A 13,587-nucleotide genomic window follows, 5' to 3' on the forward strand; every position below is an offset into this window, starting at 1 on the left:
GACCTTCAGTCTGCACTATGCTCGGAGCCTAAGCTTTGCGCTGCATCATGCGCCGGTGAGCTGGCTGGCGCCGACCGGCTTGCGTTCGTGCCAGGCCGCGCCAAGCTTGATCATCGGATGTTCAACCAGGTGATAGCCCAGGTAAGGCAGCACCACCATCAAGGCCCAGAACAGGCTCCACTGCAGCAGCGGATGCCAGCCTGCCAGCGTCTCGAAACACAGGGCCAGCATCGGATAGTGGAACAGGTAAATGCCATAGCTGTACTTGGCAATGGTCTTGCTCGCGGCATTCAGGGCCGGCGTGCCGAGCTGGCGCACCCAAGGGATGGTCAGGCCCAGCGCCAGGCAGACCGCCCAGCGCGAATAGTAATTGCTGCGCGTTTCGGCAAACAGGATGTAGGCCAGGCTGGCCAAACCCAAGGCCAGCGGCCACAGCCAGGCTGGCAAGCGCTCCCGCTCGCCCAGGCGCCAGGCAATCACCCCTCCCAGGAAGCAAGGCACGTAGCACAACACGTTAAAGCGCGGCGATACGACAGGCGGCAGCAGCGCCACCGGCAGCGACACCAGCCAGAAGGCAAACAACCATTTGAGCGGCCTGTTGCGGAACCAGATAAACAGGAACGGCAACATGAAGTACATCTGGACTTCCAGCGGCAGCGACCACAGCGGGTCGCTCATCAGCCGCGTGTACGCCAGGTTCTGCACCAGCGCCAGGTTGGTGAACAATTCAAAATAAGTCCAATGCTGGTCCATCAGGAAATACACACCGAGCACCAGGGTCATCGACAAGGGGTAGATGCGGCAGATGCGCTGAATGTAGAAACGCTTGAACAGCCCAGGCCCGCTGGCCTGCTGGCGTTCGAGCGATTGCATCAGCACCAGGCTGGTATGCACAAAGAAGATCATGACGCCCAACTGACCCATCGCATACGAGGCCGGCGTGGAATGGCCGCTGGCAGTGCGGAATACATGCGAGAACAGAACGAACAGCACCGCCACCGCGCGCAGCAGGTCAAGGTTCGGTTTGTTCGTCATGGCGCAGTACCTCGAAGGTCGAGTTCATATTCTTGCATGAAAAAGTCTGGCTGGGCCAGCTTATGGAAGGCGCAGCCGCCATGGCCGCGCCCGCCGCAGGGGGTTGAGCTCCACCACCAGGGCGCGGCGGCGCCAGCCGGCCGCAGCAAAGGCACGCAAGGATGGGTGGTTGTTATGCCACACCCGTGCAAACAGGCAGTCAAAGCCCTGCGCCGCCATGTCGGCGGCCGAGGCGGCGATCAATGCCGGCGCCACCTTGCGCCCGCGCATAGCCGGCGAGGTAATGATTTGCACCAGCTTGGCCTGTTTGTCCTGCAAGGGCCAGAAGCCGCGCGGACGGTAGCGTTCGCCATACCAATAGAAGCACAGGCCGACGATCTGGCCGGCATCGCGGCAGGCATACGCATGGGCGCCCTCGCCTGCGTAAAAAGCTTGCTCGCGCATGACCGGGTCGGGACAATCCTCGATTTCGGCACGCTGCACCGGGCCGATGACATAACCGGCAGCCTGCGGCGGCATCGGTGCCGGCCCGGCACCGGCGCCGCGCTGCAGCACACGGTAGATGGAATAATCGCCCAACAGGGCTTTCGCCAGTTGCTTGAGCAGCGCTTTCATACGGCGGCAACCCGGCCAAAACGCAGCATGCGTTTCAGGCGGGCTTTCAGCCCAAAGCGCTCAACCATGCGTCCCAGCCATCCCGACAACAGGTTCATCGAGAAGTGCGCGCGCAGCAGCAGGCTGTTGGCCAGGCTGCGGCGTACCAGGAAAATATTGGCGCACAGGCGCTGCTCGGTAGCGAACAGGCGCTTGTGCTCGGTTTCCCCTTCGGTGAAATCAAAGAAGCGGAACTTGCCCTCGTTGAACAGATCTTCCAGCGCCAGCCATTGCAAGACGGTGCCGACCGACAGTTTCATATACTCAGGATCGTACCCCTGGTAGGAGTAGCTCAGCACACCGTCGCTGGCCGGACAGAGCAGGTAGGAGACGGCGCGCTCGCCATCGAACAGCAGGTAGGCGCGTACCTGGTCATCGGCAGCCCAGCCACGCGCCTGCTGGCGGAACGATTCGCTGGACGGCAGGCCTGCATCGAGCAGGCGGTCCTGGTAGGTGCGGCGCGACAGCGGCAGGGCCAGTTGCAGGAAAGCGTCGATTTCATCCGGCGTACGGTAGCTCTTCCAGCGCAGCTCACCACCGGTCTGCTCGGCGAACTTGCGCACCTTGCGCACGATGGTGGCGCGGGTCTTGGAGGAAAACTTGGCCTGGTAGGCGGCAAAGCCCATGCCGAGGTCGATAAAGCAATGGCGGTAATGCTGCGGCACGTAGCACAGGTAGTCGCCAGCCCTGCGGAACGGCGGCGCCTGCCCGTCGAGCGGAACGCCACGCTCGACGAAGCCCTGGCTGCCGTGCAGCAGCTCCTGCACGGGCGCGTGCAGCGCTTGCGCCTGCCGTACCGGGGCCCCCAGTTTCTCCGGGCGTACCTGCAGCGGCAGTGCATAACTGGCCAGGGTCAGGTCGCTGAGCTGGAACCTGAACGGGACCGGGCGCAATTCCCAGCGACTCATCCATACCTCCGGCGATAAGCCTGTTCCACCATGCGCATGCCGGTACGATGAAATGGCGAAGTCAGCGGGCCATGCTGGATGCCCGCCGCGGATGGGTCGCGGCCCACAAATCCAGCCGTACGGAAACTGTCGCTGTGCTGCTGCAGAAATTGGCACAGCCGGTGGAAGCGCTGCACGACCACCGGGTCGCTGCGCGTCTTGGCCGTGTTCAGCAATTCGAAGCCGTGCGACAGCAGCACGAATGCCTGCCTGCCCTGCTCCAACGCTTGCCACAGCAAGCCCTCCAGCTCAGCCGACGAACATGATGTCAGTTGCGCGTGGCGCAGGCCGCGGCCATCGCGGTATACCGTCATCGGATATTCCGTTACCCCATCGCAGTTGGCCGGATCGGTCATCAGGGTACCGGGCATGACCCCGCTGTCCGGGCCCATCAAGGTCGCGTTGTAGCTGCTGTCGAACGGCAGGCCATTGGCGGCCAGCGCATGCAGGGTATCGCGGTTGAAGCCGAAGCTGCCGGCGCGGAATGCGTTCACGTTCCTGGCGCCGGCCTGTTGCAGCATGGCCAGGCCTTTGCGGATCAGGATCGTCTGTTCATCCAGGGAAAAGTAGCGCAGGTGCTGGCGTTTGCCTGCCGCAGGCGGCAGCAGCGGCTCGCGCGCCTCGTCCACCCATTCGGTATGCAGGTGCAGCTGCACCTCATGTCCTGCCGCCTGAATCATGCCGACGATTTCCGCCAGCGGCTGGGGGCCGAAACGGGCTGCAAACAGCGGTTCGACGAAGAACACGCCTGTCAAGCCATGCTCGGACAGCATTTTAAGCTGGTAGGGCAAGCCATAGTCGCCATCTGCGGTGGGGCCATGGATGTAGCGCTGGAATGCATCCGGGAAGCGGGCATCGATGCCTTGCCAGCCATCGCACCAGATCTCCACATCGACAGTAATCAAGACATCCAGCATGCGCGCGCCAGCTTCGGGTTAACAAAATTTACATAATATTAACGATTGACCAAGGCCGGCGCAACCGTGGCGTGAAGTAGAGCAATTCTAGGCCGAGCTGAACGTCGTGATGGTGGATGTCAAAGTGGCCCCGCAACTTGTCTTGTGGCCGTCATAAGCTACCGGAATCCCGCCAATGGCATGCTCGGGACTCCCTTCGATGATTACGCATACGCTATGGCCCGGCACAGGACAGGCGCATTGGTCGCCAACGCGTGCAACTGGGATTCCGTCGACCGTGAACCAGGTCGCACTGACGCTGACCACCTTGCCCCATGCGAGGTCGGGTCGTTGAGGCGAATGACGTTAGGCATGCTTAGGCATCGCCTGATGGGCCGTTGGCGCCGTCATTCGATAACGGCGATGGCGTATTGCTTGCAATGGGATCGTCATAGCGGACCAGGCGCCAGACGGGCTGGTGCTGTGCTGGTCACTGCTGCCTCGAAGACGCTCAACAAATGACAAGTCGCGCTTTATGATGGCAGGCGGCATGGCATCCCCGGACGTAAAGAGACGCGTACTGCCGTGCACGTCGTTCTCAGGGCATTGCCAGAAACCAGTCTGCGGACAGCTTGCGCCGGTACGCACAAGTTCGCCCAAAGGGAGCGCATCAGCATTATCGGATTGCAGCAATGCCTTTTTGTCTGTCGCACCTTTACTGCCATCTGTCGGTCGCAGCCGCAGAGAGTTCAGGATCTTGTCCCAAATTTGCAGCATCTGTTGGTCGGTCACGGTGACTGGCTTAGGGTCAAGACCTCCATCTGAATTCCCCGACTGAAGGTCAATACGAATCTGTGGGTGGAGTTCATCGGCATGTAACCCTGGCGCCTCCCACGTGAACAGATGCGCCTGCTGACCACGATCGTTCGGGGCTTTCATTAACCACTCTTGGCCAGGATGTTCGCCAATCTTGCGATCCCCCTCTTTAATGTTGCGAATTCCACCCAGGGTCGCCCCGAGCACTCCCAACGCGCTAAGCACCCCGGGTTTGCGGGACAACAGCGATTCAGGAGGGTCGCCGGCGTTGAGATTAGTCGCAATGTCAACTACGATATCTGAATACTCCTTTAGACGAAATCGGATGTTGAGGCTTTCGTTACCGCTCTTACCTTCATCAGCGAATATTGCGTGCTCAACGCAGAAGCCGGGCGTTGTTGGAGGACTCGCCTCTCTCGACTGAAGCAAAGAGATCGTCGTGCCCATGCGCGACACAGCTCTTTCCACCTTTGTCATAATTGGCACGTTTATGGACTAGATACCGCATGCCGCTGATCCATCTGTAACCGGAAATCTCGACTGCGGAGCTTCGGTTTTCATTAGCCCAATACCCGAGAATCTGAGTGTTCTCGTTCGGCGTCGCTTTTGTCAAAAGAAGTGGTGCCCCGGATTTGTGCTTTCCGTCTTTTAACTTCGCCTCTAGCTTGTCCACCTCCTGGCGGAATTCGCTCTGTTCCATAGGTTGGCGCTCAATTGTCGCAAACGCATAGTCATAACTTCCGCCGACATACTCTGCATCGGCAGGAAGGTCGATCAAGAAACGGCCAACGCAGTGCGTAACCGTATTTTCAATGCCGGTCTCGTTCATCGTTTGCTTGCCAGCGGACGCGTCTCCAGCACCGAGCATTGCTGCGCAAAGCGCTAATACTCCCAATGCATGATTGCCAGGGTACATTTCTATATTTGTGCAACGGTAGTGGTAACCCTACGTCGTGCTAAAGCTTGATAACGTAGATTGCAGAGAAGCGCCGCAGCTTGTCTTGTGGCCATCGTACGCCACCGGAATTCCGTCAATGACATGCTCAGAACTTCCTTCGATGATGACGCAGACGTTATGGCCAGGCAAAGGGCAGATGCATTGATCGCCAACGCGAGCAACTGGGATTCCATCTACCGTGAACCAGGTCGCACTTACGTTGACGACTTTGCCACCATGCGAGGTCGGGTCGTTAAGGCGAATGACGTTAGGCATGCTTAAGCATCGCTTGAGGGTTTGATGGCGTCATCATTCCCTAACGCAGTGGGCGTATTGATTGCAATCGGCTCGTCATAGCGAACCAGTCGCCAGACAGTGCTGGAACTATGCTGGTCGCTGCTTCCTCTAAGGCGCTCTACAAATGACAAGTCGCGTTTGATTATCGCAGGCGGCATGGGGTCGCCGGACTTAAACAGACGCGTGCTGCCGTGTACGTCATTCTCGGGACATTGCCAGTAGCCAGTCTGCGGGCAACTCGCTCCGGTACGCACAAGCTCTCCTAATGGGAGAACACTGCCACTATGGGCTTGAGGCGATGAATTCCCCACCTCTGCAGCTTGCCCACCATTGATTGAACGAAGGCGCAACGAATTGAGGATGCGCTCCCATAGTTCGAGCATTTGTGGATTTGTCAGACTGGCCGGCGCAGGATCACGACCACCATCGTTGTTGGCGGACTGGAGATCTATGCGGACCTGCGGATGTAACGCGTCCCGGCGCAATCCAGGTGCTTCCCAGGTGAATAGATGGGCTTGATGCCCATCATCGTTGGGAGCTTTCAAGAGCCACTCTTGGCCGGGCATCCCACCCACTTTGCGGTCGCCCTCTCTGACGGTGGATATGCCACTCAGAGTTGCACCGAGTGCACCTAGCGCGCTAAATACACTAGGCTTACGCAACAACAACGATTCAGGAGGAGTGCCGGAATTGCGCGTGGTGGCGATATCGATGACGATATCCGGTCGACTCTTTAGACGGAATCGAGCCTTTATGCTTTCACTCTTGCTGCTGCCTTCGTCTGAAATCATCCCATGTGCAATACAGAATCCTGGAGTTGAAGGCACTTCGTTAGAGGGGGCACTCAGATGGGACAAGATGCTTCCCACATGGGACGTGGCAATTTCCATTTTATCGGGATCCGGCGTAGTGCGGACCTGATATCGCATACCATCGATCCAGCGATAGCCAAATGTATTAATCAGTATGGTGGAGTTGTAATCGTCCCAAAAACTCAGGACCCGGCTTTTCTCGTCGGCAGCGGTTTTCTTTAAGAGCAGCATAGAGCCGGATTTATGCTTGGCGGATTTTAGTTTCGCTTCGAAGGCATCCAGTTCTTGCAGAAATGCCTCGTAGCTAATCGCCTTCGACTCAATTGTCGCGAAACTATATTCATGACTTCCCGCGACGTATTCGGCATCGGCAGGAAGGTCTACCTGGAATCGACCAAGGCAGTGCGTTGACATTTTCTCTTGTGCGACCGCACTCATGGCGTGTTCCTTCGAAATTGATTTGTTCTCAGCATTAGCAGGGAAGATGAGAGAAAGAGCCAGCAGTAGGCTACCCAAACCTTCGAAAATGACCTTTGTTGGACTATGCATCACCTACCCCGTTTAATACTCCAGATTCTAAGGTGAGCTTAACGATCGAATACAGTGTAAGTCCGGTCGTGAAGTCATTACCGTAGCTACCCTGGTGATCATAGCTAAAGTGTCCCTTTTTCTTACCTTCGTGACGAAAGATCTGCTTCACGTATTGTTTTGGAGCTTGGCCAGAGAACTCTGGCACGGTTCCATCGCCTGGTAGGTCTTGACCAGCAATTTTTAGCTTGCAAATACTTTCACCGAACTTTACTTTGATCTTACCGTTCTGGTCATCCTCAACAATTTCACCTCGTGAAAAGTCGGTCGTCGGATTACTTGCCACCCACCGCACCTCTCCCCATGCGGGTTGGGCATGATCGGCAGCATAGTAGGCATGACTATTCTCGTGGTATTGGCCCTTGATCCCTATGTGAAGATCCCGAGCTACTTGTAAGGCCTTCTCATAATTGGCAAAATCGAGATCGGCATTCAAAGGGCTTTCGCTTTCTTCCGCGGACGGCGAAGCTTGACTTCTGCCGTCTGACTTGCTGGGATCAATTAGCTCGCTTTTAACCAGCCTCCACCAGTCTGTTTTGTTGCGATAGATCGTGTCATAAGGGTCGCCCTCGCCAAGAAAAGACGTGATCTGATTTTCCTCCCCCTTAGCATCTCCGAAGTGTGCACGCAACCAGTGTTGTGCCCCGCCTGTGAGTTTGGCTTGGTATTCCGCAGTAGGCAACAACTCCATCGGTCCAGGCGCCTGCGTTAAAACCGCGGTAGCTTCCGCCGCGTTACGCCCAAGTAGGACTTGCTCCACTCCTTCGAAGCCGGCACGCATACGCTTGTAAGTTGCGGGCGCTCCAATGGCAGGCATAACGCCATGTAACACGCCCAGGACTTTGTCACTCTTACCTTGCAGTTGTGTGCAGGCACGTGCCACCAATCCACCCATGGAATGGGTCACAAGAATCACCTTCTCACAGTCTTTTTGCAATGTGTTTTTATAGAAATCAGTGATGGCATCGATTTTGTCGAGCAAGCGTTTGACAGACACATTGTTAGATTGAAGCCAGTTATAACCCACGGCATGCACTGGGTAAGCCGCATTGGCGAATCGTTTCAGATCTTCTGGCGTCAATGCCTCAAACGACTTCTCTGCACCGAATTGATGTGCCTTTTGCTGTTCCAAAACAAGCGTCCGCCAAGCATCATCCGGATTGCCGTCGATCGTCAAAATGTCGTGCAAGCGTTCCTGCAGCGTATTGAGAATGCGACCATAACTGTCTTGATGGAGCTCACCCCATCCGAATAGACGTGCAAGCTTTTCTGGAGCCAAATCTGGTGCGCCCTTGAGTTGGCGCTCAACTTTTCCAGTTAATTTTATTGGCCCTGCTTCATCGACCTCGACCCGGTCGGGGTGAAGAACTTTCTTCCGAGCGACCGCATCTTTTCCCAGATATTGGATGATTTGTACAAGTCCAGCCAACTTTCCATTTGGTGGCCGCCACGCGCGCTCGTCGCTGTCTTTCACGCGCAGATTTGTTCCCATAATTCCTGGGATGAAGATGATCGGGATGATGCGCTTTGGGTAAAGTTTGACCAGTGCTCGTACCGGAAAGCCTTCCGGCGACAGCACGGACTTTGCGCGCACGGTGGTGCCGTCATATTGCGATGGGATTTCCCGAGTTGGTGTGTTGTCTGTCATTTCTCGATCTTCTTGTCAGGCGTCTGCGTCATCGCGGATCTCGATATCGGCGATAAGCATTTCTTGTTCTTTACTGAGCTCGGTTTCGCCTTTGGCATTGGTTTTGCCGCTGATGACATTGCCGTTATTCAGCTTGATGACATACGACGCGCCTTTTACCGGGGCATTGCTGCCGATGTAGCGTACGATGAATTTCTCATCCGACTGAACTTTGCTCTTTGGTAGATCCAATGCCTGCGGGCTGGCGTCGCCGGCCCCGCTATGCGCGAACGTGGCCGACTTGACCGTGTAGGCGCCGCTTAGCTGGTGGGTGATCGCGCCACCGCCGTAACTCGTCTGGGCGCCTTGGCTTACGATGCGGACTTTCGGCGCCTGGATGACGATTTCGTCCGATGCGGACAGCACGATGCGCTTCGCGGATGTGAGCTCGATGTCATCCTGGTGCGTTTGCATGTCGATCTTGCCTTCGGCGGCAACCAGCTTCATGCCCAGCTTGTGCGCGAAGAGGCTCATGCTTTGCGCCGCGCGCATCAGCAAGCTGCGTCCCGCCGACAACTGCGTGTTGCCAACGCTGACGACGTCCACATGCGTCTGCGCGCCGATGACGATATTGTCGGAGCTGCCCAGGATCGCGCCAGCGGGAGCATTCACAGCGACGATCGGCTGGCCGCCAGCCGGGTTGCCTTTGCCGCCGTCGGTATTGCTGCCCTTTTCCCATTGCTTCAAATGGCCGATCAACTGCGACAGCGGCTTGCCGTCGCCATCTTCCGCATGGTGGGTGCCCGCCAGTTCGGCCAGTTGTTTCTGGATGCTTTCCAAGGCGTCGGCCAGACCGGTCAGGCCGTCACGCTCCAATTGGCGGCCCGCCGCGCGCAATTGCGCATCGGCGCTGATGTAGACGCCCTCTGCGCCCTTGATTGCCACGCGTGATCGCTGCGCAACTCGGCACCTTCGCCGCGCGGGCTGCCTTTGCCGTCGAAGCGCGGATCGGTCAGGTAGCCGAGATTCAGCTCACTGTGCCCATGTTCGCTTGCCAGCTGGGCGCTGATCTCGCCAGGCGTATCGTCCACACGCAACTGGTTGTAGCGTGCGCCTTGCACTTCCTTGCTCTTGATGCCAGAGAGGTAGCGGTTACCGGGCAACCCACCGGCATGACTGAACGTTGGCGGCGGCGTGGTGCCGCCATGCACGCGGCCAGTGATGATCGGCTTGTCCGGATCACCGCCAAGGAAAGTGACGATACATTCGTCGCCGGCTCGCGGCAGCGAGATCGCGCCCCATTGGCGGCTGGCCCAGGTGCCGGCAATGCGCACCCAGGCCGAGTCGCGTTCACTGCCGGATGCCCCGGCGCCATTGGGGTGGTCTTCCGGACGGCAGGCCGGGAAGCGGATTTTTACCCGGCCAAGGTCGTCGCAATGGACTTCCTCGCCGGGCGGCCCGACCACGATCACGCTTTGCGCTTCTGTACGCGGCAAGTCGATGCGCGGATCGTAGGCCGGCACGATGGCTATGTCGCGCCGTACGCAACTGAATTGATTGGTGTAGCGCACACCGCGTTCTTCGCTTGCCTGCACCAGCGCGGAATCCAGGCCGCCACCGTGCCAGCGATTCAAGGAGAACAGGCGGCGCGCCTTGTCATTCAAGGCTTTAGGCAGGTTGTTTTCCGCATCGACATGCAGTTCAGTGATCACGAACTCGCGTTTTTCCGGCGGGTGGGCGTCAATTGCGGCATGCCCGCTCACGCCAATCCATTGGCCGATGCAAAGGTCACGCACGCCACTCTCGCCGCGATAGCACTTCGATTCATACTCATGACGCAGCATTCGCAGCGTGCCAAGGTCCCGGTAGTCCGAGCTGCTGTCGCCAGCATGCGGCACGTCGACCAGGTAGTCTTCCAGCGTTGCGGCAAGCTGGTTGCCCCACTCACCCTGGTCGTTGCGGCCGGTTTCGTCGCTGCCCGACATCTGGGCGTTGGCGTAGTCCCAGCTTTGGCGGCTGGTCTTGCCTGGGCTAAGCGTGCGCACGGCGTGCCAGGCGGTGATGCTGTCACGGGTTTCGGTGCCGTCGTCGCGATGATAACGGACCGTCCCGGCGGCGTTCTGCTGCAGCGAGGTTACGTCATCAAACAGCATTAACGTGTGCACCGGCACACTGTCGTCGTTACCCTCGCTTGATTTGCCCGGCCGAATGAACCACGCGATGCCGCGCCGCTTCCACAAGCGGCGCAGGAACTGGGCGTCCGTCTCGTTGTATTGCATCGTGAATTCACGCTGAGGATAGCTGCGCAGCTTGCCAAGGTCGAATTCAAAGGCGCGCGCCATCATCGGGGTGCGCTGGAACCATTCGCTCAAAATGGTTTGGGTAATGTCGATCTCGCTGGCGTTGCGGAAGACGCGCGTGTTCGTGCGCAGTTCCATGATTGCCAGGGCGTCGCGGATGACCAGCTGGTACGTCGCCAGGCCGCCGTCGCTTTGCCCTTCTATGGCTTCGGCGACTATGCCGCATACGGAACGCAGATCTCCGGTATCGGTCACAAACTGCACTTCAGCGGGTACGGCGATGAACTGCTTGGTCGGCAGGCCGGCGCTCTTCGACACGCACAACAGGCGGTATTCGATGCCGCCGCAGATAGTTTCCGTTCCGCTGACGTGCTTGACCAGCAGGAGGTCATCCTGCGCGTCGGACAGGCGCAGGCGGATCGGCCGGTTGGTGCCTGCCAAACTTCCGATTGGCAGCAATCCGGCCAGCGAATCAGACAAGCCATTCATTTTCATGCTGCATAGTCCTTGCGATTTGCCGGCCCCTGCGATGGCGGGTGGACATACAAAAATAGCAACAGATTATAAATGGACTATTGTTGTGCCAATGCGCAACGTTCAATCGTGCGCACCAACTTTTAGATCGCTAGCGGTGACGCTTGGTTTGGCAAACGACGTGCGCCGTCCACAAGTTCGCCTTCATAGGCAACCAGCCGCCAGCCAAGGGATACTCTCATCGAGAATGTCGAAAAATGAAGCAAAAACGCGGTAATGCCTGGCGAAGGCGAGTACCGCTCAAACGATAATTTTTGAATTATTCTGTGTTCGTTTGCACGCTGGATTGCTCGCGCCGATTTCGACTGCGTCTTCGCCAATCCTGGCTGAAAGTTTCCAGAATGATTCAGTTTTATTGTGTCCAGTTGCTTGGAGAGCCATTCCTTCTCGATGGAGAAGAATTCGGCTTTTATCGGAATGAATACGTTCTGGCGCTGTCGGAAGAGCGCGCCATTGATGTCGCGAAGATTAAGACAATGAAACGGCTTGAATCCGTAATGCCGCAGTTTATCGATGGGCAGCCTTTCGTCCTGAAGGTGGAGAGTATCAAAACAGGCATGCAGCCATGGAGACTACTCCGCAACGAAGGGTTTCTGTTCTTCCCCGCAAACGATCAAGATGAAATCGCTTCCTGAATCAGGAAAACGTCGAGCGCTGCCGGATGGGGCCACATTGTTACCCAGACGTTGATTATCGTTGTGCTCGCCGACTGGCTTTTTCATGATCTGTTCGCGTGAATTTAGACACGTCATCCGGCACAGAACACAAAGTGCGCCGTGAAAGCATAATCCCGCCAATCGGCGAAGTTATGGTTCCAGGCACAAAATCAATTGAGTTTCTTGGGGAAAGTGGTGCGGCTGGCGGGGATCGAACCCACGACCCTCGGCTTCGGAGGCCGATACTCTATCCACTGAGCTACAGCCGCAGGTGATACTGAAGAGACACGAAGGATAGCCGGAAATCCATTCCATAGCTAGGGGTTTCCGTCTATAATCGCAGGTTTGACGAGGGCGAGGCATCAAAAATGCCAAAAAAATAACCCTCACGCAGCTTTTTGAAAAACCGTCCTAAGGAAATCATGAGCCACGAATCCGCAATCAGAACGCCTAAGCAGCTGGTCGCTGCAGTTGTAGGTTTCTTCGCTGTTACCATCATTGGCATCGTTTTGCTGGTGCAGTTTGTGACCCAGGAAAAACTGACTGGCGCGGGTTCGGAAAGCCAAAGTGCTGAAGCTGTTGCGGCTCGCCTGAAGCCTGTTGCGGATAACGGCTTTACCCTGAAAGACGCTAACGCTCCTAAAGTACTGCAGACTGGCGAAGCTGTTTATACCGCGACTTGCGCGGCATGCCACGGCTCTGGCGCTGCTGGTGCTCCTAAGGTTGGCGATAACGGCGCCTGGGGTGCTCGTATTGCGCAGGGTTATGACACTGTTGTGAAGCACGCTATCGAAGGTCTGCGCGCGATGCCTGCCAAGGGTGGCAATCCGGATCTGGATGATGTGGAAGTGGCGCGTGCTGTTGTGTTCATGGCCAATAAGTCGGGTGGCAAGTTCAAGGAGCCTGAGGTTAAGCAGGCTGCTCCGGCTGCTGAAGCGCCGGCTGCGGAGCCTAAGGGCTGATCTTTTCACCGCGTATAAAAAAACCGCTCGATTGGAGCGGTTTTTTTTTTGCCTTTTTTAAAACCGGTAAACCTGGTTCAGACCCAAGGGTCTGACCCCGTCTGCTCGACGGCCGGGGTGTTGGTTCTGGGTCTTTGACTTATTGCGAAGTTCAAAGGCGCATAACCCGGACGACAGCTTTAAGACCGTTGGGGGTCTGACCCTTGGGTCAGACCCCGCTTTACCGGTTTTACCAGATGATTACTCGCTCTTTCGGCGTCAGGTACATCTTGTCGCCCTTCTTCACACCGAACGCGTCGTAGAAGCCTNTCAGACCCAAGGGTCTGACCCCGTCTGCTCGACGGCCGGGGTGTTGGTTCTGGGTCTTTGACTTATTGCGAAGTTCAAAGGCGCATAACCCGGACGACAGCTTTAAGACCGTTGGGGGTCTGACCCTTGGGTCAGACCCCGCTTTACCGGTTTTACCAGATGATTACTCGCTCTTTCGGCGTCAGGTACATCTTGTCGCCCTTCTTCACACCGAACG

General features: G+C 57.2%; 13 protein-coding genes, 1 tRNA gene and 1 pseudogene. 2 read left to right on the top strand and 13 right to left on the bottom strand.

Annotation, left to right across the window (positions count from 1 at the left end; translation table 11 throughout):
* Positions 1 to 45: 45 nt before the first annotated feature.
* The 12 genes and pseudogenes from ASD07_RS06745 to tssI form a co-directional block, all read right to left on the bottom strand.
* On the bottom strand, positions 46 to 1,035 hold the full coding sequence (locus tag ASD07_RS06745; protein WP_055926995.1) for an acyltransferase: 990 nt from the start codon (positions 1,033 to 1,035) through the stop codon (positions 46 to 48).
* Positions 1,036 to 1,095: 60 nt separating this feature from the next.
* Entirely contained in the window at positions 1,096 to 1,650 is a 555-nt protein-coding gene (locus ASD07_RS06750) for a GNAT family N-acetyltransferase (RefSeq protein WP_055926997.1), read from the bottom strand.
* Positions 1,647 to 2,597: a GNAT family N-acetyltransferase gene (locus ASD07_RS06755; protein ID WP_055926999.1), complete on the bottom strand. Its 951-nt coding sequence runs from the start codon at positions 2,595 to 2,597 to the stop codon at positions 1,647 to 1,649. The genes ASD07_RS06750 and ASD07_RS06755 overlap by 4 nt, the downstream gene beginning before the upstream one ends.
* Positions 2,594 to 3,553, bottom strand: coding sequence for a hypothetical protein (locus tag ASD07_RS06760; protein ID WP_055927002.1), 960 nt, complete (start codon positions 3,551 to 3,553; stop codon positions 2,594 to 2,596). The genes ASD07_RS06755 and ASD07_RS06760 overlap by 4 nt, the downstream gene beginning before the upstream one ends.
* Positions 3,554 to 3,640: 87 nt before the next feature.
* Positions 3,641 to 3,906, bottom strand: a pseudogene (locus ASD07_RS29980) (PAAR domain-containing protein).
* Entirely contained in the window at positions 3,899 to 4,795 is an 897-nt protein-coding gene (locus ASD07_RS06765; RefSeq protein WP_156397908.1) for a T6SS immunity protein Tli4 family protein, read from the bottom strand. The pseudogene ASD07_RS29980 and the gene ASD07_RS06765 overlap by 8 nt, the downstream one beginning before the upstream one ends.
* Positions 4,725 to 5,177, bottom strand: a complete 453-nt coding sequence (locus tag ASD07_RS06770) for a hypothetical protein (protein ID WP_156397909.1) — start codon at positions 5,175 to 5,177, stop codon at positions 4,725 to 4,727. Before ASD07_RS06770 ends, ASD07_RS06765 begins: the two co-directional genes overlap by 71 nt.
* A gap of 117 nt (positions 5,178 to 5,294) precedes the next feature.
* The gene (locus tag ASD07_RS29985) at positions 5,295 to 5,561 is read right to left on the bottom strand and encodes a PAAR domain-containing protein (RefSeq protein WP_082507172.1); all 267 of its coding nucleotides are present in this window, start codon (positions 5,559 to 5,561) and stop codon (positions 5,295 to 5,297) included.
* A gap of 2 nt (positions 5,562 to 5,563) precedes the next feature.
* On the bottom strand, positions 5,564 to 6,943 hold the full coding sequence (locus ASD07_RS06780; protein WP_055927010.1) for a T6SS immunity protein Tli4 family protein: 1,380 nt from the start codon (positions 6,941 to 6,943) through the stop codon (positions 5,564 to 5,566).
* Positions 6,936 to 8,630: a triacylglycerol lipase gene (locus tag ASD07_RS06785; RefSeq protein ID WP_055927012.1), complete on the bottom strand. Its 1,695-nt coding sequence runs from the start codon at positions 8,628 to 8,630 to the stop codon at positions 6,936 to 6,938. Before ASD07_RS06785 ends, ASD07_RS06780 begins: the two co-directional genes overlap by 8 nt.
* A gap of 15 nt (positions 8,631 to 8,645) precedes the next feature.
* Complete coding sequence (locus ASD07_RS32190) at positions 8,646 to 9,554, bottom strand: DUF2345 domain-containing protein (protein ID WP_307143376.1); 909 nt, start codon at positions 9,552 to 9,554, stop codon at positions 8,646 to 8,648.
* Positions 9,467 to 11,398 (bottom strand): type VI secretion system Vgr family protein, encoded by a 1,932-nt coding sequence (tssI, locus tag ASD07_RS06790; protein ID WP_307143378.1) that lies wholly within the window; start codon positions 11,396 to 11,398, stop codon positions 9,467 to 9,469. The genes ASD07_RS32190 and tssI overlap by 88 nt, the downstream gene beginning before the upstream one ends.
* A 386-nt stretch (positions 11,399 to 11,784) precedes the next feature.
* On the opposite strand from tssI, the gene ASD07_RS06795 reads away from it, so the two are divergent.
* Positions 11,785 to 12,078: a hypothetical protein gene (locus tag ASD07_RS06795; RefSeq protein WP_055927014.1), complete on the top strand. Its 294-nt coding sequence runs from the start codon at positions 11,785 to 11,787 to the stop codon at positions 12,076 to 12,078.
* Positions 12,079 to 12,292: 214 nt separating this feature from the next.
* Here ASD07_RS06795 and ASD07_RS06800 read toward each other — a convergent pair.
* Positions 12,293 to 12,368 (bottom strand) — tRNA-Arg (locus ASD07_RS06800).
* 153 nt (positions 12,369 to 12,521) lie between these two features.
* Between ASD07_RS06800 and ASD07_RS06805 the strand changes: the two genes are divergently transcribed.
* The gene (locus tag ASD07_RS06805) at positions 12,522 to 13,061 is read left to right on the top strand and encodes a cytochrome c5 family protein (protein ID WP_055927016.1); all 540 of its coding nucleotides are present in this window, start codon (positions 12,522 to 12,524) and stop codon (positions 13,059 to 13,061) included.
* The last annotated feature ends 526 nt before the right edge of the window (positions 13,062 to 13,587 follow it).

It is taken from the genome of Duganella sp. Root336D2, assembly GCF_001425005.1.
GTDB lineage: Bacteria > Pseudomonadota > Gammaproteobacteria > Burkholderiales > Burkholderiaceae_D > Rugamonas.

Coding starts and splice junctions, on each gene's coding strand:
- ASD07_RS06765 (WP_156397908.1), bottom strand. CDS start 4,795: ATGGGCACGACGATCTCTTTGCTTCAGTCGAGAGAGGCGAGTCCTCCA.
- ASD07_RS06780 (WP_055927010.1), bottom strand. CDS start 6,943: ATGCATAGTCCAACAAAGGTCATTTTCGAAGGTTTGGGTAGCCTACTG.
- ASD07_RS06745 (WP_055926995.1), bottom strand. CDS start 1,035: ATGACGAACAAACCGAACCTTGACCTGCTGCGCGCGGTGGCGGTGCTG.
- ASD07_RS06785 (WP_055927012.1), bottom strand. CDS start 8,630: ATGACAGACAACACACCAACTCGGGAAATCCCATCGCAATATGACGGC.
- ASD07_RS06750 (WP_055926997.1), bottom strand. CDS start 1,650: ATGAAAGCGCTGCTCAAGCAACTGGCGAAAGCCCTGTTGGGCGATTAT.
- ASD07_RS06805 (WP_055927016.1), top strand. CDS start 12,522: ATGAGCCACGAATCCGCAATCAGAACGCCTAAGCAGCTGGTCGCTGCA.
- ASD07_RS06795 (WP_055927014.1), top strand. CDS start 11,785: ATGATTCAGTTTTATTGTGTCCAGTTGCTTGGAGAGCCATTCCTTCTC.
- ASD07_RS06760 (WP_055927002.1), bottom strand. CDS start 3,553: ATGCTGGATGTCTTGATTACTGTCGATGTGGAGATCTGGTGCGATGGC.
- ASD07_RS06770 (WP_156397909.1), bottom strand. CDS start 5,177: ATGAACGAGACCGGCATTGAAAATACGGTTACGCACTGCGTTGGCCGT.
- ASD07_RS06755 (WP_055926999.1), bottom strand. CDS start 2,597: ATGAGTCGCTGGGAATTGCGCCCGGTCCCGTTCAGGTTCCAGCTCAGC.
- tssI (WP_307143378.1), bottom strand. CDS start 11,398: ATGAATGGCTTGTCTGATTCGCTGGCCGGATTGCTGCCAATCGGAAGT.
- ASD07_RS29985 (WP_082507172.1), bottom strand. CDS start 5,561: ATGCCTAACGTCATTCGCCTTAACGACCCGACCTCGCATGGTGGCAAA.